General features: G+C 64.4%; 27 protein-coding genes and 2 pseudogenes. 18 read left to right on the forward strand and 11 right to left on the reverse strand.

What is annotated here, in order from left to right:
• Positions 1–15: 15 nt before the first annotated feature.
• On the reverse strand, positions 16–732 hold the full coding sequence (locus FB562_RS06675; protein WP_136042897.1) for a VIT1/CCC1 transporter family protein: 717 nt from the start codon (positions 730–732) through the stop codon (positions 16–18).
• Positions 733–1609: 877 nt separating this feature from the next.
• Between FB562_RS06675 and FB562_RS06680 the strand changes: the two genes are divergently transcribed.
• Together FB562_RS06680 and FB562_RS06685 are read left to right on the forward strand one after the other, a co-directional pair.
• Positions 1610–2392 carry a hypothetical protein gene (locus tag FB562_RS06680; protein ID WP_141880419.1) on the forward strand — a complete coding sequence of 261 codons (783 nt, stop codon included), beginning with the start codon at positions 1610–1612 and terminating at the stop codon, positions 2390–2392.
• A complete protein-coding gene (locus tag FB562_RS06685) occupies positions 2389–3873 on the forward strand; it encodes an ATP-binding protein (protein WP_141880420.1) in 1485 nt (494 codons plus the stop codon). Before FB562_RS06680 ends, FB562_RS06685 begins: the two co-directional genes overlap by 4 nt.
• A gap of 140 nt (positions 3874–4013) precedes the next feature.
• Here the strand turns inward: FB562_RS06685 and FB562_RS13785 are convergent.
• The 4 genes and pseudogenes from FB562_RS13785 to FB562_RS06705 all read right to left on the reverse strand — a co-directional run.
• A pseudogene (locus FB562_RS13785) lies at positions 4014–4316 on the reverse strand (hypothetical protein); the annotation flags it as partial.
• Between the two features lie 259 nt (positions 4317–4575).
• A complete protein-coding gene (locus FB562_RS06695) occupies positions 4576–5415 on the reverse strand; it encodes a F510_1955 family glycosylhydrolase (RefSeq protein ID WP_141880421.1) in 840 nt (279 codons plus the stop codon).
• Positions 5416–5544: 129 nt separating this feature from the next.
• A complete protein-coding gene (locus tag FB562_RS06700; RefSeq protein WP_036296875.1) occupies positions 5545–6150 on the reverse strand; it encodes a DUF305 domain-containing protein in 606 nt (201 codons plus the stop codon).
• A 97-nt stretch (positions 6151–6247) separates the two neighbouring features.
• Positions 6248–6700, reverse strand: a complete 453-nt coding sequence (locus tag FB562_RS06705) for a DUF6153 family protein (protein ID WP_036296872.1) — start codon at positions 6698–6700, stop codon at positions 6248–6250.
• Between the two features lie 356 nt (positions 6701–7056).
• Here FB562_RS06705 and FB562_RS13940 point away from each other — a divergent pair, with 356 nt between their 5' ends.
• The 3 genes from FB562_RS13940 to FB562_RS13615 all read left to right on the forward strand — a co-directional run bounded on the left by FB562_RS13940 (position 7057) and on the right by FB562_RS13615 (position 9544).
• Positions 7057–7200 carry a YHS domain-containing protein gene (locus FB562_RS13940; RefSeq protein ID WP_306342084.1) on the forward strand — a complete coding sequence of 48 codons (144 nt, stop codon included), beginning with the start codon at positions 7057–7059 and terminating at the stop codon, positions 7198–7200.
• A 62-nt stretch (positions 7201–7262) separates the two neighbouring features.
• Positions 7263–9395 carry a heavy metal translocating P-type ATPase gene (locus FB562_RS06715; protein ID WP_373457221.1) on the forward strand — a complete coding sequence of 711 codons (2133 nt, stop codon included), beginning with the start codon at positions 7263–7265 and terminating at the stop codon, positions 9393–9395.
• Positions 9392–9544 (forward strand): hypothetical protein, encoded by a 153-nt coding sequence (locus tag FB562_RS13615; protein WP_158497520.1) that lies wholly within the window; start codon positions 9392–9394, stop codon positions 9542–9544. Before FB562_RS06715 ends, FB562_RS13615 begins: the two co-directional genes overlap by 4 nt.
• Positions 9545–9588: 44 nt before the next feature.
• On the opposite strand, the gene FB562_RS13620 is transcribed toward FB562_RS13615, so the two are convergent.
• Positions 9589–9750 carry a hypothetical protein gene (locus FB562_RS13620; protein WP_185740470.1) on the reverse strand — a complete coding sequence of 54 codons (162 nt, stop codon included), beginning with the start codon at positions 9748–9750 and terminating at the stop codon, positions 9589–9591.
• Positions 9751–10214: 464 nt separating this feature from the next.
• Here FB562_RS13620 and FB562_RS06720 point away from each other — a divergent pair, with 464 nt between their 5' ends.
• The 8 genes from FB562_RS06720 (at position 10215) to FB562_RS06755 (ending at position 16920) form a co-directional block, all read left to right on the forward strand.
• The gene (locus FB562_RS06720; RefSeq protein WP_036296862.1) at positions 10215–10952 is read left to right on the forward strand and encodes an ABC transporter ATP-binding protein; all 738 of its coding nucleotides are present in this window, start codon (positions 10215–10217) and stop codon (positions 10950–10952) included.
• Positions 10949–11848: an ABC transporter permease gene (locus tag FB562_RS06725; RefSeq protein ID WP_036296859.1), complete on the forward strand. Its 900-nt coding sequence runs from the start codon at positions 10949–10951 to the stop codon at positions 11846–11848. Before FB562_RS06720 ends, FB562_RS06725 begins: the two co-directional genes overlap by 4 nt.
• Positions 11849–11858: 10 nt before the next feature.
• On the forward strand, positions 11859–12812 hold the full coding sequence (locus FB562_RS06730) for an ABC transporter permease (RefSeq protein ID WP_246081367.1): 954 nt from the start codon (positions 11859–11861) through the stop codon (positions 12810–12812).
• On the forward strand, positions 12809–13384 hold the full coding sequence (locus FB562_RS06735) for a hypothetical protein (protein WP_141880423.1): 576 nt from the start codon (positions 12809–12811) through the stop codon (positions 13382–13384). Before FB562_RS06730 ends, FB562_RS06735 begins: the two co-directional genes overlap by 4 nt.
• A gap of 33 nt (positions 13385–13417) precedes the next feature.
• Positions 13418–14098 carry a response regulator transcription factor gene (locus tag FB562_RS06740; protein ID WP_036294218.1) on the forward strand — a complete coding sequence of 227 codons (681 nt, stop codon included), beginning with the start codon at positions 13418–13420 and terminating at the stop codon, positions 14096–14098.
• A complete protein-coding gene (locus FB562_RS06745; protein ID WP_036294215.1) occupies positions 14095–15048 on the forward strand; it encodes a sensor histidine kinase in 954 nt (317 codons plus the stop codon). Before FB562_RS06740 ends, FB562_RS06745 begins: the two co-directional genes overlap by 4 nt.
• Positions 15049–15234: 186 nt before the next feature.
• Positions 15235–15750, forward strand: a complete 516-nt coding sequence (locus FB562_RS06750) for a PepSY domain-containing protein (protein ID WP_141880424.1) — start codon at positions 15235–15237, stop codon at positions 15748–15750.
• Positions 15751–16158: 408 nt separating this feature from the next.
• Positions 16159–16920 (forward strand): phosphatase PAP2 family protein, encoded by a 762-nt coding sequence (locus FB562_RS06755; RefSeq protein ID WP_246081368.1) that lies wholly within the window; start codon positions 16159–16161, stop codon positions 16918–16920.
• Between the two features lie 202 nt (positions 16921–17122).
• Here the strand turns inward: FB562_RS06755 and FB562_RS06760 are convergent, their stop codons facing one another.
• Entirely contained in the window at positions 17123–17323 is a 201-nt protein-coding gene (locus tag FB562_RS06760) for a hypothetical protein (protein ID WP_036299925.1), read from the reverse strand.
• Positions 17324–17370: 47 nt separating this feature from the next.
• Here FB562_RS06760 and FB562_RS06765 point away from each other — a divergent pair, with 47 nt between their 5' ends.
• Genes FB562_RS06765 through FB562_RS06775 form a run of 3 tightly spaced genes read left to right on the forward strand, consistent with a single transcriptional unit; the run spans position 17371 to position 20172 of the window.
• On the forward strand, positions 17371–17778 hold the full coding sequence (locus FB562_RS06765) for an ArsR/SmtB family transcription factor (protein WP_051513712.1): 408 nt from the start codon (positions 17371–17373) through the stop codon (positions 17776–17778).
• Complete coding sequence (locus tag FB562_RS06770; protein ID WP_051513710.1) at positions 17775–19673, forward strand: heavy metal translocating P-type ATPase; 1899 nt, start codon at positions 17775–17777, stop codon at positions 19671–19673. Before FB562_RS06765 ends, FB562_RS06770 begins: the two co-directional genes overlap by 4 nt.
• A gap of 40 nt (positions 19674–19713) precedes the next feature.
• A complete protein-coding gene (locus tag FB562_RS06775; RefSeq protein WP_051513709.1) occupies positions 19714–20172 on the forward strand; it encodes a hypothetical protein in 459 nt (152 codons plus the stop codon).
• 89 nt (positions 20173–20261) lie between these two features.
• Here the strand turns inward: FB562_RS06775 and FB562_RS06780 are convergent, their stop codons facing one another.
• The 4 genes and pseudogenes from FB562_RS06780 to lgt all read right to left on the reverse strand — a co-directional run bounded on the left by FB562_RS06780 (position 20262) and on the right by lgt (position 22893).
• A complete protein-coding gene (locus tag FB562_RS06780) occupies positions 20262–20852 on the reverse strand; it encodes a DUF305 domain-containing protein (protein WP_221625365.1) in 591 nt (196 codons plus the stop codon).
• A gap of 61 nt (positions 20853–20913) precedes the next feature.
• Positions 20914–21318, reverse strand: a complete 405-nt coding sequence (locus FB562_RS06785) for a four-helix bundle copper-binding protein (RefSeq protein WP_141880425.1) — start codon at positions 21316–21318, stop codon at positions 20914–20916.
• Positions 21319–21547: 229 nt separating this feature from the next.
• Positions 21548–21871: pseudogene (locus FB562_RS13945) on the reverse strand (YkvA family protein); the annotation flags it as partial.
• An 11-nt stretch (positions 21872–21882) separates the two neighbouring features.
• On the reverse strand, positions 21883–22893 hold the full coding sequence (gene lgt, locus FB562_RS06795; RefSeq protein WP_246081369.1) for a prolipoprotein diacylglyceryl transferase: 1011 nt from the start codon (positions 22891–22893) through the stop codon (positions 21883–21885).
• 138 nt (positions 22894–23031) lie between these two features.
• Between lgt and FB562_RS06800 the strand changes: the two genes are divergently transcribed.
• Positions 23032–23376: an ArsR/SmtB family transcription factor gene (locus tag FB562_RS06800; protein WP_141880427.1), complete on the forward strand. Its 345-nt coding sequence runs from the start codon at positions 23032–23034 to the stop codon at positions 23374–23376.
• Complete coding sequence (locus FB562_RS06805) at positions 23373–24614, forward strand: MFS transporter (RefSeq protein WP_051514050.1); 1242 nt, start codon at positions 23373–23375, stop codon at positions 24612–24614. The genes FB562_RS06800 and FB562_RS06805 overlap by 4 nt, the downstream gene beginning before the upstream one ends.
• Positions 24615–24705: the final 91 nt, after the last annotated feature.

A 24705-nucleotide genomic window follows, 5' to 3' on the forward strand; every position in this document is an offset into this window, starting at 1 on the left:
ACTCATATCTGTCTCTCAGGCAACGCCACTCGTCCCGAGCAGCGTACCGATCGCGAACGTGACCACCAGCGCGATCGCCCCACCGAGCACCACCCTGATCGTGGGCCTCAGCGCGGGGTTCCCGCCGATCCTCGCGCTCAGGAATCCGGTCAGCGCGAGCGCCAGCAGCACCACCGCGAAAGCGACCGGCACCCGGATCTCGGGAGGCGGGAGCAGTATCGCCAAGAGCGGAAGCAGCGCTCCGAGTGCGAAGGCAAGTGCGGAGGCCCCCGCCGCCGCCCACGGACTGACCACCTGATTCTCCGTGATGCCTAGTTCCGCTTCGAGGTGCGCGGTCAGCGGGTCGTGCGCGGTGAGCTCCTCCGCAACGAGGCGTGCGGTCGCCGGGCTAAGACCTTTCGCCTGATAGATGCCCGCCAGCTCCTCGAGCTCGGTCGCAGGATTATCGGCCAGCTCTCCTCGTTCCTTCTCGATCAGAGCCCGTTGGCTGTCTCGCTGGCTGCTCACCGACACGTACTCCCCGAGCGCCATCGAGATCGCACCGCCGACGAGACCGGCGACACCCGCGGCGAGCAGCGTCGCGGAATCGGTCGTCGCCCCCGCGACACCGACGACGAGCGACGCGACCGACACGATGCCGTCGTTCGCGCCGAGCACTCCGGCTCTGAGCCAGTTGAGCCGCCCAGCGAGATCGCCGCGGTGGGGTTCACCCGGATGCGTCGCCAACATCATCGCCCCGTTCTTTCTCCCGGCGCGGCTATGGAAGGCACATCCCGACGTAGGTCGAGCTCTGCGTGCGCGGAATGCCACTTCGTGAGAGGTCGAGTCATCGGACAAGAATACGCCCGCCACAAACGCGCCCTCCGCAGCTCGACCGCTAGCAAGTCCGGTCGCGGCACCAACCGAAGGCCCATGCCAGAACGGGGTTCCGGCTCCCGTTAGCGGCGACCGCCCCGGCAACCAAGTGATACCGCGCCGGAAACGATCGTTTTCGGCGAGTCGCGCGGGCCGTTCTGATAGACGCGAACCGCCAGAAGCATTGCTGGCATTTGATCGCGAGAATCGGGAGAACGTCCAGCCTTCCGACCTTGGTTTATAGGCCGCAATGGCTGTCGCGCATCCCATGGGATGCACGACAGCTGCCTATCCGTGGGATCGGCTGACGCCACGAGTGTTGAGGGCTTCGGGCAGAAGTGCCGATGACTTGGGACATCGACATGCGCAGGTATCTGAGCTACTTGCCACGATCACGGAACTGGCTCAGACAAGCACGTTTAAGGATCTGAAGAGCCCGGCCCTCGTCGTCCAGGAGTCTCTAAAGAGTGGAAAGGTCATAGAACCTAGATCCTGTTCGCAAGCGACGATCCCCGGACAGAATGGCGAATCGTGGCGTCCTAGCGCGGCTCTGCCCGCACAGTGTTGCAGTGAGAGCCAAGTTGGCGAGCGAGCAACATCATGGTGACCCGTCGGCGCAAGCGCACGAATACATGCCCTCAGCCTCATGTTGCTTGTTCACGTGGCGTCCGATTGACCCACCACTGGGGCCTTCGACGTAGAGGATCGTTGCGTGCACCTCCTGGATGTCACGCAACTACCTTGGGAGGTCGCCATGCCCACGTTCTACGATCCCGGCGCTGACGCCGGGGAAGCATCCGAAGCGTTGCGCGGTCTCGCCCACGCGACACGAACGTTCGAGAGTCCTCAGAATCTCTACGGCGTTCTCGGTGACCTGCTTTCAGGCGTGCAATCGCTCAAGCAGATTCTCGATCAGCTCGCCTCCGCCCACGTCAAGAATCGCCCTCGCGCGTTCGACGACCAAGGTGACCACTCCATCGGATCCAAGGATGCCCTGGCAGCCGCCGACGAACTACACCAAGCCGCGACCCTGATCGACCAGGCCGAGGAACGACTCGACGCCGCAGCGGGTGCGGCGAGTCGCGTTGCTTGGCACGAAGTTCCAGCCAGCGAAGCACCGGCTGTCGCTCGTTGGATCAATGTCGTCTTCATGCAAGGTCAAGAGGCGGGAGAGGTGCTGGACATAATCGACGCCGACGGTGCTCTCGCCGGGCTCAACCATCTGAAGTACTGGGATTACGGCGACGAGACCACCAGCGCAGCGATGGAGAATGGATACGTCTACGACGCGCCGCCGAGCGGGCCGCTTGAGCATGAACTGCACGACGGTGATTACCACCTCGCCTACAGTCACGCGTTCGCGCACGTCGCGCTCTACCGAATCCACGCGGTGGACATGGTAGATCAACTGCCAGATGACGCTCGAAGCCTTGCTGCTCCGTCGGCACCGAGCCGGGCTCGCGAGTCTCAGAGAGTTTCTTGGTTTGAGCCCGCCAGCATCACGGCGGTCAGGCAGCAGCGAGGTCTGGCACTGTGAGCCGCAACAATGCCGAGCGCCTGCACACTGCGGTCCTCGTCGCTCCAGCATCCGAGAAGCGGCGCATACGCAAGCAGCGCAGGCAGGCTGCCGCGAAGTTGCAAGCGGAGCAACTGAGGGCTAAGCATCAGGCATCCCGCGCAAAGTACGCCGCGGATCTGGCTGAGCGTCGGGCAACCACATACATTTCGCCTACTGGTGAACCGGGACCAGCTCAGCTGCGTTCGCCCGGAAGGCTTCGTCTGCCACGGCATCAAGACACCTCGGCAACCCTTGCGGGTGCGTACCCATTCTTGGCTGAAGGTGGGCTCGGATCCGACGGGGTCTTCGTTGGTCAGGATCTGTACTCCGGGGGATCTTTCGTCTACGACCCCTGGGTGCTCTACGCGCGCGGCCTCATCACCGCCCCGAACCTCGTGCTCGCAGGCATTGTCGGCTCCGGAAAATCCAGCTTGGCTAAGAGCCTCTACACACGTTCGATCCCGTTCGGTCGTCGCGTCTACGTCCCCGGCGATCCGAAGGGCGAGCACACTGCGATCGCTGAAGCTGTGGGTGGGCGGGCGATCGTGCTCGGTCATGGGCTTGCCGCTCGGCTCAATCCTCTCGACGAAGGCTACCGACCCGCCGGAATGAGCGAGGAGACCTGGGCATCCACGGTCGCCGCTCGACGACGCGACTTGATCGGCGCACTCGCCGAAACGGTTCTGACGCGCCCCCTCACGCCTTTGGAACACACTGCGATCGACACTGCTCTGACCGGGGTCGTTCGCAGCAACGATGTACCGATCCTGCCAATGATTGTCGAACACATCCTCACCCCGACAGAGCAGGCCGATCCGGATGGGCGCCTCGCTGAAGACGGGCGTCTCGTCGGGCATGCACTTCGGCGTCTTGTCGCCGGTGACCTCGCCGGACTCTTCGATGGTCCGTCGACAGTGCGTTTCGATCCGTCACTACCGATGATCTCTCTTGACCTATCGAGAGTCACAGAGAACTCGACTCTGACCTCGGTCCTCATGACCTGTTCGTCGGCTTGGATGGAATCCGCCCTACTCGACCCCAACGGTGGTCAGCGCTGGTGCATCTACGACGAGGCATGGCGCCTCATGTCTCATCCGGCGTTGTTGCGTCGGATGGATGCGCACTGGCGGCTCGCCCGCCACTACGGGATCGCGAACATGTTGATCTTCCACAAGCTGACCGACTTGGAGAATGTCGGTGACCAGGGCTCCGCGATGCGAGCGCTGGCAAGCAGCCTTCTCGCTAACGCCGAGACGCGAATCATCTACCGGCAGGAATCCGATCAGCTCGGAGCCACTGCGAGAGCGCTCGGGCTTACCGGCACCGAGCAGAGGTTGCTGCCCGGGCTCGGCGTGGGCCAAGGACTCTGGCGCATCAAGGACCGTTCCTTCGTTTGCCAACACCAGTTACACCCCGGAGAGCTGGAACTTTTCGATACCACCAGCCGAATGACGAGCTGAATCATTTCTATTGCCATGTCGGCGGCAACTGTGCAGAACCGAACGATCCGTCGCACGATGACTCCACCGTCCGCAGACTGTGGCTTTGTCAACCTGAAGTGACCCTACCGCGACGGCCACATCTGGCCCCACCTCCGTTCTTAATTGTGCTCGCCAACGGCGCAAGCCAAGTGAGCGCTCGTTGGGGATGAACCTGAGCAGGATTGGTGCGCAGGTTCGCGTATCAGGCGTCCCGCAAGCCGAACGCCGTATGCGACGCCAACTTCGTCCAGACCTAGGGCTGCTTCGACAAGCCCAGCGAGATAATGCTGCGCGTCGAGCGCAGCTCCGCAGCCGGTTCCTGCCGCGGTGGTGGGATGCTGCACACACACGTAACCGTCTTCGTTGAGTTCAACTTGGCCGCGCACGAGCTCGTTGCGTGGGTCGTGGCCGATGGCGACAAACGGGATCTGTAGCAGCTGTCCGAGTTGCACAAGCCTGCGATGTACGCGTTCATGCCGTGGAGTAGTCGCTCGTCCGGGGTGGGTGGGAAGGTGCCGGAGGTGATGCGGGTACGGCGCCTGATGCGCGTGCTTCACCGGAGGGCCCAGATGATGAGGAGTAGCTGACGATTGTGAGCAGGATGACGAAGATGGTCCCGGCGGCGATGAAGTCGGCGGGGCTTTGGAGCGATGTCTTGAATCTGTTCATGGTGAGTTCCGGCTATCGAGGTGGGCTGAGGATGGTGGTTCCGTCGGGGGTGATCTCGACGATGCCGCGATCATCGACGAGAACGATGCGGTTGGCGTCGATGACGCTGAAAGCTTGAACGGCACCTTCGAGTGCTTCCAGGCTCTGCCAGGTGTTGTCCGGGTTCTGTGTCCAGATCGCGCCGTCGGTACCTACGCCCAGGAGGGTGCCATCGGGGCGTGCGTCGAGCGTGTAGAGCAGTGGGGCGCTTTCGTCGCGGGAGAATGTCACGCCTTGGTCGGTGCTGTGAAGTAGTCCTTCTTCTGCTGCGGCGTAGAGGCCGTCGTCCGTGACGACGAGGTCCGCTGCGGCGATGGATGCTCCTCGGGTCCATTCGCCGCCGCTGTCGGTGCTGCGGAGGAGGTCGACCCCGCTGGAGGCGATCCCGTAGAGGGTGCCGTCGGGGCCGGCGGTGAGGACATGGAAGTCCGTGCTGCCGTTCAACGCAACCGGGGACCATGTCTGGCCGTAGTCATCGCTTTGGATGATTCCGAGGTTGGGCGCGCCGAGCTCTGCCGCGGTGTCGGGCCCGCGGTGCCCGGAGGCGAAGAGTGTGTTGTCGGTGACGGTGAATCCCATGGCGTCGAAGTCGTGGCCGCCGATGGGGCCGGAGACGTCACCGGTGGGGGTGACGGTGAAGATGCCGTTGTGGGTGGCGACGAGTAGGTCGCTCCCGCGTGGGTCTTCGGCGATGCCGTGGACATGCTCTATGCGCGGCGGGGCGATGTCTGTTGCGGTTGTCTGTGTGCTGGCACACCCGGTGATCGTGAGGGCCAGCGTGGTGAGAACGGTCAGGGGCAGGAGGCGGTTCATAGGGTCTCCGGTAGTAGTAAAAGGTTTCCGCACCGGGCGACAGATCGCGGGCGGGGGTGCGGGAGCTGGGGGTGTTGTGACCTGGTGAGGCCGGGCGGGCCGTTTCGGGTGTCGACCCGCCCGGAAGTTTCACAGCTCGTTGAGGAGGTCCTGCATGGTTGAGATTTCGGCGGTTTGGTCGTCGATCACCTGTTGGGCGAGGTCGAGGACGTCCTGGTTCTGACCGTCGTCGAGCGCGGTGCGCGCCATGTCCACGGCGCCCTCGTGGTGCATGATCATCTGTTCGAGGAAGAGGCGGCTCGCTTGCGTGGCGTCTGCCTCTTCCAGGGCCGTCATGTCTTCGTCGGACATCATGCCGTCGCCGGAGTCGTCCATTGATCCGTGGTCCATGCCGCCCATGGCGTCGGGGTCGTACTCGACGCCCCAGTTCTCGAGCCAGCCGAGCATCAGGTCCATCTCTGGGCCTTGGGCGTCCTTGATCTGTTGGGCGAGCTCCGCGACACGTGGGTCGAGTCCGTCCTTGGTGAGCACGATGTCGGCCATCTTGATGGCCTGCTGGTGGTGCGGGATCATCATGGTCACGAACATCTCGTCGGCGTCGTTCGCCGTGGCGGTGGACGAGGTATCGGACGATGTGGTGGTTTCGCCTGTCGGTGCTGATGCGTCAGCGCAGCCCGTGAGAACGAGAGCGAGGCTGAGCATGCCAGTGCCGAAGGCAAGGGGAAGCTTCTTCATGAGTAATTCCTTCGATGGGGTCGTGTGTGAGGGGTCGGGAGTAGCGCGCCACGCAGAGGGGACGCGATGATGCCGGCGAGATGCCGGTTGCGACCTATCAGGTACGACTGATCGAGAGGGCTAAGGGCGAGGGTGTGCGCGGCAGGATACTCACAGCCTGCAGGCGCACTGAGGACGCAACGATCTGCAGAGGCGGCCCGAGACGACGGGCCACGAGGATTGGGCGCAGTAGGAGGAGTAGTCCGGCAAGCAGCGCGAGGATGCAGGCCGTGGTCATGTCCGGATGGCCTTGCCCTGTCCCCGAGAGGCAGGCGTCATCACAGGGAACGGAGGCAGCCTCGGAGGCTGCCGGTGTCAGTGCGTCGTGGCCGGTATCCGCGGCCATCGTCGTCGCGGAGTGGTGTGCGGTGACGGTGCCGTGGCCGGCTGGATCCGCACTGAAGGTATGCATGCCAAGCAGGCCGACGATGATCAAGACAGCCGCACCGACGAGCGGGAGAAGGACGCGCAGCGACAGTTGCTGACGCTGAATGCGTGATGCGATCTGCATGCTTGTCTCTCCCCTCCCGCGACACACGCTAGCACCGTCGACTTTGCGCACCCTCGGGGAACTGATTCACCGCCCACAGCCGAGTGACGAGTTCCTGGACCAGTGCGCGAATCTGCTTCAGTAGACGTCTATTTGAGCGAGTTCATGCCGCTCCGCACACTCTACAGGAATACCCCCGGTGGGTATATGGTTGTCCGCGTCAGAGACGAACCACTCGAACGTGAAAGAGGAACACCCACATGTCCGATTCCCCCACTGGATCTTGCTGCAGCCATAACAATCACGGTGCGGTCGCCGCCGAAGGACGCACAGATCTCCTCGCCCCATCCGCGGAGGAACTCGCACAATGCCCCGTGATGGCCGGCAGTGTTGTCGTCAAGGCGGATGCCGAGTCCGCGGGACTGTTCCGCGACTACGAGGGCACCCGCTACTACTTCTGCTGCGCCGCATGCGGCCCCCGCTTCGACGCTGACCCCGCAAAATACGCGGCCGCAGCCTGACTACTTCACTCGCGGGGTCCGCCGCCCTGGCAGCCCCACAGGTTCATTACTCCGAGGAGGATATGACCATGAGCCACTCGCACAACGACGAGGTCGAACATACGCACGCGCATCCCGCTTCCCCCAGCCCGGCCGGGCACGAGACGCACAGTGCCCACGGCGTCCACGGAAACGAGGGCGCCAGTCACGACAGTCACGAGGGTCATGGTGGCCATGGGGATCACGTCGGACAGTTCCGGCGGTTGTTCTGGATCATGCTCATCCTGGCGGTCCCGACCGTTGCCCTGTCGGGCATGTTCTCGATGATCCTCGGCTACACCCTCCCCGACATCCCCGGGATCGCCTGGGTGTCGCCAGTGCTCGGAACGGTGATGTATGTCTGGGGCGGGAAACCGTTCCTCGTCGGCGCCGTCAGCGAAATCCGCTCCCGCAAGCCCGGGATGATGCTCCTGATTGGCCTCGCGATCACGGTCGCATTCCTCGCATCCTGGGGTGCGAGCGTGGGGCTGCTGCATCACGATCTGGACTTCTGGTGGGAGCTGGCACTCCTGATTGTGATCATGCTGCTCGGCCACTGGATCGAGATGCGCTCCCTCGCCCAGACCACCTCCGCCCTCGACTCCCTGGCCGCCCTTCTGCCGGATGAGGCGGAACGTGTCGAGAACGGCGAGGTCGTCGTCGTCTCACCCACTGAGCTCGTCGTTGGCGATGTTGTCGTCGTTCGGCCTGGTGGCAGCGTTCCCGCGGATGGGCGCATTATTGATGGTCGCGCGTCGATGGATGAATCCATGGTCACGGGCGAATCCCGTACGGTCACTCGCGGCACGGGCGACACGGTCACGGCGGGCACTGTCGCCACCGATTCCGGGTTGCGTGTCGAGATCACCGCGACCGGTGACGACACCACCCTCGCGGGCATTCAGCGGCTGGTGACCGAAGCGCAGAGCTCGTCCTCTCGCGCCCAGCGTCTCGCCGACACCGCCGCGGGGTGGCTGTTCTGGTTCGCGCTGGGATCTGCGGCCATCACCGCGATCGTGTGGATATTGGTGGGCTTCCCGGATGCCGCGGTCATCCGCACGATCACCGTCTTGGTGATTGCCTGCCCCCACGCGCTCGGTCTTGCCATCCCTCTGGTCGTGTCGATCGCGACCGAGCGCGCCGCGCGCGGCGGGGTGCTCGTCAAGGACCGTCTGGCGTTGGAGAGCATGCGCACCGTTGACACGGTGCTGTTCGACAAGACCGGGACCCTCACGAAGGGCGAGCCCCGCGTCTCCGAAGTGTCAGTCACCGACGGTCGTGACGCAGACCAGGTGCTCGCCCTCGCTGCCGCCGCCGAGGTAGACAGTGAGCACCCTCTGGCGAAGGCCATTGTCCGTGCCGCTGCCGACAAGAAGCTCACGGTGCCCGGAAGCCGTGACTTCACCTCGTCTCCCGCCGTTGGCGTCACCGCAACCGTGGACGGCACCACCGTCCGGGTGGGTGGACCGCACCTCCTCACCGAAGAGAACGCAGATGAGCTTCCCGTCGTAGACCAGTGGCGTGCCGATGGCGCGATCATCCTCCATGTCGTTCAGGATGGGGACGTCATCGGTGCGCTGAAGCTCGCCGACGAGGTGCGTTCGGAGTCGCGCGAAGCGGTCGACGCGCTGCACGTCTTGGGCGTGCAGGTGGTCATGATCACCGGAGACGCCGAGGCCGTCGCACATGCCGTCGCGCAGGATCTCGGCATCGACCGGGTCTTCGCCGGCGTGCGCCCCGAAGACAAGGCCGCGAAGGTCCAAGAGCTGCAGAAAGAGGGCCGGAAGGTCGCGATGGTCGGCGACGGCGTCAATGACGCCCCCGCCCTCGCGCAGGCCGACGTCGGGCTCGCCATCGGAGCGGGCACGGATGTGGCGATCGCCTCGGCTGGGGTCATCCTCGCCAGCGACGACCCCCGCTCTGTGCTCTCCGTGATCGAGCTGTCCCGTGCGGCGTATCGGAAGATGAAGCAGAACCTCTGGTGGGCCGCGGCCTACAACCTCATCTCCGTCCCCCTCGCCGCCGGCGTCCTCGCACCCATCGGGTTCATCCTGCCGATGTCGGTCGGCGCGATCCTAATGTCGCTGTCCACGATCGTCGTCGCCCTCAACGCCCAGCTGCTGCGACGCCTCGACCTCAGGCCGGAGACCACGACCCGGACCATCCTCGACCGATGACCATGACGAACCCGGAGGACGTGATGGCCGACGCCATTGAACCCGCAACGGCCTGCGACCACGGTGAAAACGGCTACAGCAGCGACAACGTCCGCTACCTCGCCCCCCTTATTCGTGAGGTCCTCCCTGACCTCTTCGCAAGACCCTAACAACTCGCATTCTGTTCGCCAACCGGTGAGGACTGGCGTGAGGACTACTTCATCTCGCCGTTCTGATCGGCGTGCTCTTCCGCACGGAGTCTCTCACGATCGTCCTTTAGACCATCGCGCACACCCTTGCGGACGGCACCGTAGACGGCGTAAGCCAACACCCCAATGGTGACGGCGGTCAGGGCGAGCAATGACAAGGGGTCCATAGGCTCTCCTCCAAATTTCGGTTCACTGTACGCCGTCGGCCGTCGCGGGCTGAGGCTCGTAGTCATGTCGTTCGGCCTCGTGGGCGGGCGTCACCAGAAGGCCGAAATGAACGCACAAGAGGCTGCAACTGTTGAGAGACAGAGGCGTTTGGTCGCGCCGCATCCGATACCCCGCCCGGACGGGTGACGGTCCGTCTGTATGCGGACGGATCTCGGGCATTCTCTTCGATGGAGGTCCCTGTCGAGCAGGCCAACGCCGATGATCAGATCAGCCCATATTCGATCCAAGGAGGCAGCTACTCATCCGCCGCCCCGCCGCGACGAATGCAGAGCACCACCATGCTGCGGACATCGCACCCATCGGCACGTCGCGGTCGGAGACGGCTCGTGGACGAAGCAGCTGACATCTGCTCGCCGATCGTCTCTCATCCTGGTCTCATGATCGGGGTTCTAACGTCACTGTCATGAGAGATTCAGCGATCGTCCTGACGCGGCTCAGCCGCAGGTTCGGGGCCACACCCGCGGTCACCGATGTGAGTGTCGAGATCCCGGCGGGCGAGATCTTCGGCCTGCTCGGCCACAACGGGGCGGGCAAGACGACGACGGTCAACATGCTGACCACCCTGCTTCCGCCGACGTCGGGAGACGCGGTGGTCGGAGGGAAGAGCATCATCGCGGATGCTGCGGCGGTGCGCAGTCTGATCGGCTATCTGCCGGAGAACGTGCAGTTCTACGACAATCTGACGCTGGTGGAGAATCTGCAGTTCTTCGGTCGACTGTCGGGGTTGCGCCGCCCGGATGCACGGATCGCGGATGTTCTGCGGTTCCTGGACTTCACGGGGCACGACAGCCAACGGCTGGGCACGTTCAGCAAGGGTATGCGTCAGCGGGTAGGGATCGCACAGGCGATCCTGCACGCCCCGGCCGTTCTCTTTCTGGACGAGCCGACGTCTGGCCTGGACCCGGAGGGCGTCCGAACCCTGCGCGAGACGATCGTGCGACTGAACAAGGAACTCGGGCTGACAGTGTTCATGAACACGCATCTGCTCTCAGAGGTCACCCGCACGTGCACCAGCATCGGCATCCTCAATCAAGGACGCCTGGTGCACCATGACACGGTCGCGAGCACTCTGGCGGCGTATCCCGAAGAGCAGTCGTTGGAGGAGATCTTCTTCCAGCTGGAGCGGGCCGGGACACCGTGAATGGCTTCTGGACGAGCGCCCGGCATGAGGTGCTCAGCATCACCCGCGCACGCATCGCACTATTGCTACTGATGGTGTTCGTCGGCATGGTGTCCGTGTCTGCGATTATCGGATGGATCACCACGCGTACCGTCACCTCCGTGTATGAGGGCATCCTCGCGGCGGGTCTGACCGCCGCGCCCAACCCGTTCACTGACGTGGCCCCGCTGTACTACGCACGTAACTCGGCGATCTACGTTGTCTTGATCGGGTGCCTCATGGCGATCGTCCTCGGCGCGCAGGCCACGCTCCGCGACCGCAAGCAGGGCACCTCCATCCTGGTGCTCACCCGCCCTCTCGCCATCCAGGCGCGTCTGCTCGGGCAGCTGGCCGGGATCGGGCTGGTCCTTGCCACGGTGTCACTGGTGAGCACCCTGATCAGCTGGGTCTCGATCGCGATCATCACCGGAACCCCCCTCGGCGGGGACCTCACCGCCCGGCTGGTGGGCTTCGCGGGCACGTCGTGGTTGCTGCTGATGGTCTTCGCGATCATCGGGATGATCTCCGGCCTGTTCGCCCGCCGCGAGAGCACCGCCTTCCTTGTGCCGTTCGTGGTGTGGAGCGGAATCACATTCGTGCTGCCCCAGTTGGGCTCCGCCGCCCGGCCTGTGGCACTGCTGAACCCCGTGCCGGCTGTTCCCGTCGCGGGGGACTCGTTCTCGGTCCTGTCCGCGTTGACCGGCCCGCTCGCGATCACTGAACAGTTCAAGACGACCGCGAGCGTGCTGCTCCAGAACGACCTGGTGGTCGGCAGCGCCGGGGCCGGTGTCCTCGTCCTGGCGATATTCCTGCTCGCGGGCCTGATCGCGATCACCGTGATCCCTCGACGAAAGATCCGGAGTGCCCTTCATGACTGACATCGCCACGGTGGCCCGCAAAGAGATCCTGGAACTGCGCCGCGACCGCCTTTTCCTCATCCTGATCGGCTTCCTCGCCGTCGTCACCGTGATCTCGGTCGCGGTGGGCGCCGCCGACTTCCGGGCGCAGCTGGACGCCTACACCCTGTACGTCGCAGACGTCACTGCCAGCGGCTCCGGTGTGACGCCCGCCGCCCCGCAGCTGTTCCCCCTGCAACTACTGCGAGGTGGGATGGAGTACCTCGAGATCCTCGGGGCGCTGTTCGCGATCGTGTTGGGTTACGCCACCATTGCGAAAGAGAAGCATCGCGGGACGTTGCCGCTGCTGCTCAGCCGCCCCGTGCAGCGCTTCGCGCTGGCCGGCGGCAAGATCGCAGCCCTTGCGACGATATGGGGACTGGTCGTGCTGGGCCTAGCGATCGTCTCCGCCATCGCGGTCACCACCATCGGCGGGGGAACCCTGACCGGAACCGACCTGGCCCGGCTCGCAGTCAGTTGCGGCTTCGCCTGGTTGTACCTGGTGTTCTGGTCGGCCATCGCGATCGCTGTCACTGTGCTCACTAGGCAGCTCAGCGCCGGACTGATCATCAGCCTGCTGGTCTGGCTGACCTTCGTGCTGCTCATACCCCAGATCGGCGACACGATGGACCCGGACAATCAGGTCCCGGGCGGGCTGTTCGCCGCGTTGCAGATTCAGAAACCGGATGAGCTGGCCGTGCTCGCCCAGTTCGCACGCTTCGACAGCATCCGCAACGGACTGGAAGTGTCCTCGGTTACCAAGCACTTCGAACGGATCGCGTTCGCGTTTCTGGGGATCAAGGGCCAGTACAACCAACAACCACTGCCCGTGGTGTGGATGGCGATGCTGCCCTACATCCTCACGCTCACCGCCGCGACCGTCGCCTCCATCACTATCGCCAGCGCCGTCACCACCCGGCGCGCTCTGCAAAGGAAACAATCATGAACACCAAAAACCTGATCCCTTTCGTCGCCGCAATGGTCCTGACCGCCGGCGTCCTCACCGGCTGCCAAGCTGCCACCGGCACCGCCCTGGCGACCCCCGGTGCCTCTGCCAGCGCGACACCGGGCTCCAACTCCGTGCTGCCGGTCGCGTCCAACCCGATCAGCAACACCAGCACGGCACCAGGTCTGAGTATCGCCTCGGCGGCCGTGGAGGACCTCGTCGACCCGGCCACCGGGAAGGCGATGGATGACCGGCTGCAGATCACGTTGACCAACAGCACCAGCACACCCTTGACCAACGTCGAGATCTACTATCAGATGACCGATGTCACCACCCAACAGTCTGAGGGGTACTACATGGCACTTGATGACGTGACAATTCCTGCCCAGGACGAGACGACCGTGTACTTCGACAACGGCACCGAGCCCGGGCACTTCCCCGAGAACACCTTCAGCCTGTACCGCACGTCCACCAACCAGGTCGATTTCGTCATCCAGGCCAGCGCCGACGGCGTTCAGGTCGCTACCGCGAACGCATCGAAAGGGGCCGGTACCGGTGAACAGCCCGACTGACCGACGCCCCGGCCTGCGGCAGGCGGGTGCCCGGTGAGGATTCTCGTCGTCGAGGATGACGTCGCGCTCGGCGACGTCATCCGCCGCGCCCTCGCTGAGACCGGGTATGCCGTCACCATCGCCGGAACCGCTCCGGGCGGGATCGAAGCATTCGAGATCGACACGTACGACCTGGTCGTCCTGGATCTGATGCTCCCCGGACTGCCGGACGGCGGCATGGGCGTCTGTCGGCGCATCCGCGAGATCAACCACGACACGCCGGTGCTGATGCTGACCGCGCTGGACTCGATGCGCTCCAAGGTCGCGGGGCTGGACGCGGGCGCCGATGATTACATCGTCAAACCGTTCCACCTGGTCGAGTTGTTGGCCCGTACCCGGGCGCTGCTGCGCCGCGCGCCGCGCGCACAGCCGCCGGTGCTCACCGCCCAGGGCGTCACCCTGATTCCCTCCACACAGACGGCGATCCGCGATGGGCGTACCATCGACCTCACCCCCAAGGAGTATGCGGTCCTGGAGTACCTGATGCGCAACGCAGGTACGATCATCAGTTCCACCGAACTGATCGACCATGCCTGGGACAGCAACTACGAGGGGTTCAGCAACGTCGTGCAAACGTACATCCGCTACCTTCGCCAAAAGCTGTCCACGCCCGGTGAATCCGACATCATCCAGACTCGCCGGGGCGCCGGTTATCTGATCGCGGCAGACGAATGATCTTCCGCCGTGCGACGATCCGCCTCACCGTCGCGTACACGGTCATCCAGCTGGCGATCTTCGCGATCTTCGCGATCGGCGTGTACACGTTCGTCACCGGAACGTTCGATTTCGACGCCGCCGAGAGCGATGGCGAAGGCGCAGTTAATGCCGCGGAGCAAGGATTCGCGTTGCTGCGCACTGCGCTGATCGTGTTCTATGCCTGCCTCCTCGTCGTCATCCCGCTGTTCAGCTGGCTGATGGCACGTTCGGCGCTGAAACCGATCCGGGTCAGCTTCGAACGACAACAGCAGTTCGTCGATGGTGCTTCCCACGAGATGCGCACCCCGCTCAGCGTCATCCAGGGGGAACTCGAACTGGCTCTGAGTCGCTCCCGTTCACCCGCCGAGTATCAGGAAGCGATCACTGTCGCACTTACGGCCACGGGTGGGCTCATCCGGCTTACCGAGGACCTGCTGAAACTGTCCCGCACGAGCAAGGCGGAACTCTCCGACAGCTTCACCCTGATCGATCTGAATGAGATCCTTCCGGAGCTGGTCGTCGCTGCTGCGGGCCGCCGCGACGATGTTCACATCGCCGTCGACACTGGGCCCCCGCTACCGGTGCGTGGATCAGCCGAACTCCTCTCGCGCGCGATCGGGAACGTCCTCGACAACGCAGTGAAGTTCAGCGGCCCGGGCGGCGCTGTCACCCTCAGTACCACCCGCGGCGACGGGGGTGCAGCCGTGATCCGGATTGACGACGACGGTATCGGAATGACTCCCGCAGAACTCGTCCATGCTTTCGACCGGTTCTGGCGTGCCGAAACATCACGAACCACCCCGGGGCACGGATTGGGGTTGGCGTTGACAAAGCAGATCATGCAGGCCCATGACGGCTCCATCGCTCTCGAATCCTGGCCCGGGCGCGGGAGCACGGTCACCTTCAAAATACCGACCGCCACGCGCTGACCGCGAACGGATGGTCCACCGACAGAGCCAACGGGCGACGGTCCGGAGGCAATTCTGGCGCTCTCACGTTCATCTCATCGCCTTCTTCTTAGCCTGTATTCACAGTCGAGAACTCACTCGATCTTCAACGAAAGGCAGTCCGCAACCGCCACTGCGGCGGTGAACGACACCGCGAAGGAGAACAGCATGAAGACAACAGCCAAGCGGGCGATCGCCACCGGCGCACTCGTCACCGCACTCGCCCTGGGCGGCACCGGAGTGGCCGTCGCCACTACCGGCGCGGCAAGCGCCCCGGCAAATACCACCAACAGCGAGCAGGACCCCGGCTACGTCGGAACCATCCCCGCTCCAAACGACGGCACAGCCGACACCGAGGAAGCCGACGGCGCCAAGGGCGCCGAAGGCGCAGAAGCTGCGGAAGGGACGGAAGGCGCAGAAGGGGCGGATGACTCCGCTGCCGAAGCTGCACAGTCGACCGCCCTGGAAAGCCTCGCGAAAGTCACGCCAGAGGAGGCCACTGCGGTCGCACTGAAGGCGGTCTCCGGGACGGCCGCCGCCGCACAGCTCGAGAACGAGAACGGGTTCGTCGTCTACGGCATCGAGGTCACCACCGCCGACGGCACCGTCATCGATGTCAAGATCGATGCCGGCGACGGAACAGTTCTCGCACAAGACACCGCAGACTCGGAGACCTCGGACTGATTGCGTCGCCTGCGACCGTGAGGGTCTGCGCCCGGCATTTGCGCCGGCGCAGACCCTCGAGTCGTTGACGCCGCCCGGCTGCATCTGGTCTGCGATCGCGCGGCACCTCCGTGAAGTCGTCATGTGATGGAGCGGCAGGACAGTGTTGCCAGAGAGCCGCCGTACCCGGTATACGATTGCCGATCCGGGAAGGTTGTCGGCCGGAGGTCGGAGGTTGGTCTGCGGGAGCCTCGCCGCAGGCTCTTGGCCGATCGTGAGAACGTATCACAGGATTAAGGCCCTTATCGATTGGAGCCCGGCATGATTCGAGCCGAAAAGCCTGATCACGGAGATCCCGGTGAGATCGCACACGATAGCCGGATCTCTCCACGGCGGAGTAACTCAGTGTGGCGTCGCCTCGCCCATGGTGTGCGCACGGTCAGCGAACGACTCGGACCGAACGGTGCATTGATCCTAATCCTGGCGTTTGGGCTGATTCTCGTTCTCGTGCTTAGCGTCGCTGCCGCCCAGGTGTACGACAACATCACCGACGCAGATGGGGTAGCCGGTCTCGACCGCCCCCTGCTCGACTTCGTTCTTTCCCTCCGATCGCCATTTCTCGACGTGATCCTCACCGGATACACCCATATCGCCGGTCCCGTTGGCATGCCCATCATCGCCATCGCTGCGATGGCGATTCTCTCGATCCATCGCCGATCCTGGACGCCAGTGATCCTGATCGTCGCCAGCGGCGGCGGGTCGCTCCTCATGACGGTCGTAGGAAAACAACTGTTCGGACGCGACCGGCCTCCTCTCGCCGATGCGGTGCCCCCGTATGAACACTCGGCATCCTTCCCGAGCGGGCACACATTGAACGCGGTGACAGTCATAGGGGTGATCGCCTACCTGCTCATCCTGCGTCAGACGACCTTCCGGGCCAAGACCGTCACGATCGCCACCGCCGCACTCTTCGCCTTCACCACAGGCATCGATCGGATCTACCTCGGACACCACTGGGCAACCGACGTCCTCGGTGCCTGGATGCTCGGCGCTGCCTGGCTCGCTCTGGTCATCACCGCACACCAGCTCTACCTCACCGCTCGCGTCCTGCACGAGCAACAAGATCCCGACGGGTCTCGTCCAAGCCCCTCCCTGGTTCCAGGCGCGCATCGGACGCAGCGGAGAAGGTGACGCCGACGGCACGATCGAAAAAACCACTGAGGACATCGCCCGCCTCATCGGCTCCAAACGGTCTCACATGCGATCTCGAGGCTCGTTCATCGTCTTCACGGACAGGATTCTCCACGTGCAACCGCTCGCGTTGCCTGGCGATAAGGCCACAGCCGGTTGAGGGACTCAGCTGACTACGGACCCTCGCGAAGGCCGAGGATCTTCAGCGCGGCTGCGCCGGTGTCTTCAGGTAGTCGAATGTGCCCGGTGCATTCTGTGTGTCGCTCAGGCGATAGATCACGCCCTCGTGATCGATAACGGGCTTGGGCATGCCGTCCGGCTGAAACGGGCACAGAACGGGCTGCCCCGCATCGGTGGGTGTCGGTCCATCGTGCAATACCGCAACGTACGTCTTGATGGTCATCCTTCGACGGTACCCCGTCGATCCAACGAAGATGTTATTATCTACGCATGAATGCAGATAGTAAGGTTTGTGGTCGGATGCCCGAGAGCGACTTCGTCGAGCTGGCGGTTGAGATCTTCGGGATGCTTGCCGATGCGACGCGCGTGCGGTTGATTCTGGCGTTGCGTGAGGCCGGGGAGCTGTCCGTGAACGACCTGGCGGAGATGGTGGATAAGGCCCCGCCGTCGGTGTCGCAGCATCTTGCCAAGCTCCGGCTGGCGCGTATCGTCTCGACCCGGCAGGACGGGACCCGGGTGTTTTACCGGCTGGAGAATGAGCACGCGTCGCAGCTGGTCCGAGATGCGATCTTCCAGGCCGAGCACTCCCTGGGCGGCACCCCCCGCCACCACCACCCGGAGGCGGCCACGGTAGAAACCGCCTCCGCAGAACCGCGCCTTCAGAGCGCGGACGTATGAGCATCCTCACCGAACCGGGGCTGCGCCCTGGGGGCCGGGCACTGCCGAAGCCACCATCGATCTTCGTCACCGGGGCACGTTTGCCCGAGGTGCGGTGGGCGGCTCTTGCTCTGTTGCTGTTTCTGGTCGCGTGGCCGCTGCAGGTGGCCGGTGCCCCGGAGCCGGTGTGGTGGACGCTGTATCTTGTCGGGTACGTTGCGGGCGGGTGGGAGCCGGCCTGGGCGGGTCTGACGGCGCTTCGGAACAAGGTTCTCGACGTGGATCTGTTGATGATCGTCGCCGCGATCGCCGCCGCCGCGATCGGACAGGTGTTCGATGGCGCGCTTCTGATCGTCATCTTCGCCACCAGCGGCGCCCTTGAAGCTCTCGTCACTCAGCGCACCGCGGACTCCGTGAGCAGCCTCTTGACGCTCGCACCAGAACACGCCACACGCCTCACCCGCCGCCGGGACCGTGAGGACCTGGCGGAGGTTCCGACATCCGCTCTGGAGGTCGGGGATCTGATCCTGGTGCGCCCCGGTGAGCGCATCGGCGCGGACGGGATCGTGGTCGACGGGGTCAGCGAAGTCGACCAGGCAGCGATGACCGGGGAGTCGATGCCGGTCCGACGCGGCGAAGGGCAGGACGTGCTCTCCGGAACCGTGAACGGCACCGGCGCTCTCACCGTCCGGGTCACCCGCCCCGCCAGCGAGTCCGTCATCGCCCGGGTGGTGACGATGGTGTCCGAGGCCTCGGAGACGAAGTCCCAACGGCAGATGTTCATCGAGAAGGTCGAGCAACGATATTCCCTCGGTGTGGTCGCGGCGACCCTGCTGGTGTTCTTCGTCCCGTTGATGTTCGGTACCGACTTCCGGGAGGCGCTGCTGCGCGCGATCACCTTCATGATCGTGGCATCTCCGTGTGCGGTGGTCCTCTCCACCATGCCGCCGTTGCTCGCGTCGATCGCGAACGCGGGACGGCACGGGGTGCTGGTCAAATCCGCGACCGTGATGGAACGCCTCGGCCGGACCTCGCTGGTCGCGTTCGATAAGACCGGAACGCTCACCCACGGCGCCCCCGTAGTGAGAGACGTCACCGCACGGCCCGGGCACACCCGCCAGTCGGTGCTGGCGTGGGCGGCCGCTGTAGAGCAGCACAGCGAGCACCCGATCGGGCGGGCCATCGTCCGCGCCGTCCCGGAGGGCACCACCCCTGCTACGAACTTTCGGGCGATCCCCGGCCACGGGGTCGAAGGGGTCGTCGACGGGCGCCTGGTCCGCGTCGTGCAGACGGTTGACGAATCGGGCACGGTCGGCACGATCGTGGACGTCCTGGTCGATAATGAACCTGTCGGAACGCTCACCCTCGATGACGCACTCCGCCCGGACGCAGCCTCCTCGGTCGCACGAACCGAAGCCCTCACCGCATCGCCGGTGCACCTGCTCACCGGGGACAACGACCGCACCGCCACAGACATCGCCGCACGCACCGGGATTCGTGTCGTCCACGCCCGGCTGCTCCCCGCTGACAAGGCTGACGCGGTGAAACGACTCGAGGATGACGGCGCCACCGTGATGGTCGTCGGCGACGGGGTCAACGACGCCCCCGCTCTGGCTGCGGCCAGTATCGGCGTCGCGATGGGTCGGCACGGCTCCGACCTGGCCCTGGATACTGCAGATGCGGTGATCATCCGCGACGAGCTGTCGGCGGTGCCGGCGGTGATCAACCTGTCTCGCAAAGCGCACCGGTATGTGGTGGCGAACCTGATCATCGCCGCGACCTTCATCACCGTGCTGGTGACATGGGACCTGATCGCCACATTACCGTTGCCGCTCGCGGTGGCCGGACACGAAGGATCTACCGTCATCGTCGCCCTCAATGGGCTGCGACTGCTACGTAAGAGCGCCTGGACATGAGAACCACTTGCCGCCCAGCCCTGTCTATCGGAGGCCGATCATGACACCCAAACGTCCCGCCGCGGCCGCGTCCGCGTTGGATTCCGAGAACGCGCTGGTCATCGTCTGTCGCGGCGGTGACTGTGGGAGCCGGCGAAAGCACCCCGCCGTCGATCATGCCGCGCAGCTCACGACCATCCGTACCCGCGTCGGCGGCGCGGCCGAGGTGTTGGTCAGCAAGTGTCTCGACGCGTGCGAGCACTCCAACGTCATCGTCGTCGTCCCAGGACAGGAAGATCGCACCCGGGGAGCCGAGCCGGTCTGGCTGGGCGAGGTCAATGACCCCGACGTCACCGCCGATCTGATCGACTGGGTCACCTCTCCCACACCTTGGTCAGTGCAGCCGCCCACGCTCGTCGACATCCACACCTTCACCCCCACCCGCCGCAGCCGCCACGAACTGGAAGATCCGGACACGGTGCCCGCAGCGCGCCCTACCCGTCGCGGCCGGAAGAGATAGGCCCGACAACTGGTCGTGACCCCGATCTTTCAAGGACGTCCGGTGAGGGGAGCGCAAAGGCGGGGTGCGTCGTGGTCCCATGGTGAGCGCTATTCAGTGGGGCATGCACGCTCCGCTGATTCCTCGAACACCGGCACGGGTCGGGTCTGTGCTTGCTCAGCTGTTGCCGCGACGCCATTGCGTTCGATGTCTTGGATGAGCCAGTCCATCTCGAGAATCTCGCGGCGTTGCGCTTCGCTGATCTCGACAGCGAGCTCGCAGACGCGGACGTCCTGGATTTGAGCGCGTTCGGCCCGGGTGATCGCCATGGAGTGGTGGGGAATCATGGCGCGCATGAAGGCCGTGTCGTCAACAGTGATCTGACTGCGGTCGAGGACGACGCCGCCTCCGATCAGCAGCACGCCCGCGGTGATGATGGCGATGTTGGCTTTGGTGTTCTTGTACATGCTCAGCATCCAGCCGAGCATGATGAGCACCATCGTGCCACCCATGGTGAGCGTCATGAACACCCGGCTTTCACTGAAACGGACGTGAGCCCATTCCCAGGAGCCAACGAACATCACCCAGTACATCACCACCATCGCGGTGAGTATCATCGCCGCGAATCGGATGTACATGTTCATCTGCTTGCGGGGCTTGTGCTGTCCCTGATCGGTGCCGGTTTTCTTGTCTGTCGGCATGAAGGTCGGCCCTCCTTTTCGTTTCGGTGTTTCGGCCGGGGCCGGAGGTGTCGAACCGTGGTCAGAGGGCTTGGAGCAGTTCGGTGCACGCTCGCTCGCAGCGTCGGCACGCTTCGGCACAGATGCGGCAGTGCTCGTGCATGTCTTCGTGTAGCTCGCATTCGCTGGCGCAGCTGGCGCATGCAGTGCGGCAGGCCTCGAGCGTTGCTCGGGTGAGGTTGGCGTCGTAGCCGGTATGGCGGGACAGTATGCGTGCTGTTGCATCGCACAGGTCGGCGCAGTCGAGGTTCGTGCGGATGCATTTGATGAGATCCGCGACCATGTCTTCGCTGAGGCAGGCGTCGGCGCATGCGGTGCAGGCCTGTGCGCACTCCACACACGCGTCAATGCAGGTGGAGAGCGCTTCTTGGTCGATACCGCCGAGATCCTTTGGATACGTTCGCAGCATTTCTGCGGTGGTGGACATGGCTGTTTCCTTCCGTCGTTGATCGTTCGACGATTACTACGGTTCGCGCGCCTCAGCGCGACTGCAAGGGGGTTGTATGCCGTATCCCCGTGGGGTAGCCGACCAATGCTGGCAGCGACGCCGACCTCCGCTGGCGCTACTCGCGCGTTTTGGCGATCGCGAGGAGCGCGGCAAGCCCGTCGGGTGTTCCTGGCCAGTTTCGCTCAAGGGCGTCCATGCCGGCGTGTGTGATGGCGAAGCGCAACCCGATCGCGACGAGGATCGCGTCGTCGAGGTATCCGAGTACCGGGATGAAGTCGGGGACCAGGTCGATCGGTAACAGCAGATAGACGAGAAGGCCACCCAGCCACCACCGGGTAGGGCGCGGCACACCCTTGTCGAAGGCCAGACGTTTGATGAGCCGGACGGCGTCGGGGGCCAGACGGGCCATTTCCCGCCAATCGATGGAGCGGTCAGCTCGCCGGTAGTGAACAAGCAGCGCAACAATCAACGCACCCCACAAAAGCGCGATACCACCGAGGACACTGAGAAGAATCTGCAACCAGAACGGCATGCGTGCGGACCTCAGCTCACCGGGGATCGCCCGCGACCCGGGACTCCCGGATCGGACACCCCTCCGCGAGGCGACACCGCACCCGTGCCATCCGTGTGTTCGTGCGACTGCTCGCGTGCGTGATCGTCGCCGCTGGAGTCCTCCCCGGCGGCGGAATCAGCAGGAGGGGGAGTCCTCCCGGGGCGGTAGGGCGAGAGTTCCGGATCGGAGTGGCGGATGCTCTGGATGACGAGCAGGCCGATGCCGACGAGGACGACGGCGAAGGATGCCCAGATGTTGGCGGGGATGCCGAGGGGCGCATCACTGGTGGGATCGATGCGGATCGCTTCCAGCCCGCTGCGACCGAGGCCGTACCAGACCAGGTAGAGCGCGAGGCTGCGCCCCCAGCCCCGAACGAAACGCCGCTCCAGCGCAACGATGAGGGCCGCACCGAGCAGGTTCCAGATCAGCTCGTACAAGAACAGTGGATGAAACAGGGTGCCCGCCGGTGCACCGTCGGGGAACATCGGTGCAGTCGGCAGGATCTCCAATCCCCAGGGCAGCGTGGTGGGGAGGCCGAAAAGTTCCTGGTTGAAATAGTTCCCGAGCCGGCCGATGGCCTGCGCAACGAGCAGAGCGGGAGCCAGCGCGTCAGCGAAGACCCAGAACCGGAGCCCGGCGCGACGGCACCCGATATAGACGCCGAGCGCACCGCCGAGAAGGGCCCCGTAGATCGCGTTGCCGCCGTCCCAGATCGCGAACACGTTCCACAGGTTCGCGTCGGGATAGAAATAGTCCGTGACATGGGTGAACACGTGATAGAAACGCGCGACGACGATCCCCAGCGGTACCGCCCACAACGCGACGTCGATGACGGTCCACGCGGCAACTCCGCGTGCGCGAAGCCGGCGGTCGGTGATCAGCACCGCGGTGATGATCCCGGCGATGATGCACAGCGCATAGACATGCACGGTGAGCGGGCCGATCTGGAAGCTCGCCCACGAGGGATCCGGGCTCGGGATACTTAGCGGTGCGACGATCACGGTGCCTCCTCCAACTCGACTTCGACTAGGAACCTTACGCAACGGCGTGCCCATGGCAACCGACTGGGTGACCCGGCATCGCTCCACCGCAATAGAGAACGGGGACATCCGAACCAAGACCTATCTTAGTATGTAAGCATGCATGCAGATACTAATATAGATCGGTTGCAGTCGGATGGCCCGTTCGTTGAGGTGGCGGTGGAGGTGTTCCGGTTGCTCGCAGATGCGACACGGATTCGCATCGTCCTCGCCCTCCAAGAGGGGGAACTGTCGGTGAGCGCTCTCGCCGAGCTCGTGGACCGCAGCCCTGCGGCCGTGTCGCAGCATCTCGCGAAGTTGCGGTGGGGGAAGATCGTGCGGGTTCGCCAGGACGGCAACCGGATGTTCTACCGGCTCACGGACGAGCGCGCGCAGCGCCTGGTCACCGAAGCGATTCTGCAAGCGGAACATGCTGTCGAAGACACCCCTCGGCACCACTCATGATCCAGGTTCTTCGCAACCGGACGTACCGGTCGCTGTTTTCCGCGCAGGTGATCGCACTGGTCGGCACGGGGCTGCTCACCGTCGCACTTGGTTTGCTGGCGTTCGATCTGGCCGGCGCGGCAGCGGGATCGGTGTTGGGGACCGCGTTGACGATCAAGATGGTCGCGTACGTGGGCGTCGCACCGCTGATCGGCGCGGTCGTGGACCGGCTCCCGAAGAAGGCCGTCCTCGTCAGTGCCGACGCGATCCGGCTGTTGATCGCAGCGATGCTGCCGTTCGTGACAGAGACATGGCAGATCTATGTGCTGGTGTTCGTGCTGCAGTCCGCATCCGCGACATTCACGCCCGCGTTTCAGTCGCTGATCCCTTCAGTGCTCCCCGAACCACGCGACTACACTCGAGCGCTGGCCCTCTCCCGCCTCGCGTACGACCTCGAAGCATTGCTGAGCCCTCTCCTCGCCGCGGTCCTCTTGACCGTGATCAGCTACAACAACCTGTTCCTGGGCACTGCCGTCGGCTTCGCCGCATCAGCCGCGCTAGTAGTGACGACCAGACTCCCGGCGCTGTCACACGATCAGCCGGCATCCTCGTTCTGGCAGCGCCTATCGACCGGGATGCGGGTATTCGCCCGCTCGCCCAGCCTGCGGTTTCTGATGCTCACCAACATCGTCGTCGCGGCCGGCACCGCGCTCGTTCTGGTGAACTCCGTCGTCTACGCCAAGGGCGTGTTCGGTTTCGACGACGCAGCCCTCGCCGTCGCCCTCGGCGCTTACGGCGTCGGCTCACTGGTAGTGGCGTTGAACATACCCTGGGTCGTCGAGCGGATCGGAGTGACCCGCACCATGCTTACCGGCACGGCCGTGGTGGCAAGCGGGCTTGTTGCGGCGATCGGTGTCACGATCATCGCCGTCGACACAGGTACCGGGTGGTGGGCACTGCTGATCGTCTGGCTGATACTCGGCGCCGGAACCTCACTGATCAACACGCCCTCCTCAAGGCTGCTCGCGGAAGCCTCCACGCCAACGAACCGGAACCTCGTCTACACCGCCCAATTTGCGCTATCCCACGCCTGCTTCCTCATCACCTACCCGCTCGCCGGATGGCTGGGCGCCACAAGCCTTCCCGCCGCCGCCGAAGCCCTTGCGGGCGTCGGCGTCCTCGGCACAATCGCTGCGCTCCTCCTCCACCGCCGCCAAACCCCGCCCGCAGACATCGATCACCTCACGACAACGACCTGAAGAACCCACGAAACGCGCGATGGCCGCGGTGGCTTCCACTGAGATCTACCGCCGGCTTCCTCTCCGCCAAGGACGTAGGGCATCTACTGCG

The organism is Homoserinimonas aerilata, from assembly GCF_006716125.1.
Classification (GTDB): Bacteria; Actinomycetota; Actinomycetes; order Actinomycetales; family Microbacteriaceae; genus Homoserinimonas; species Homoserinimonas aerilata.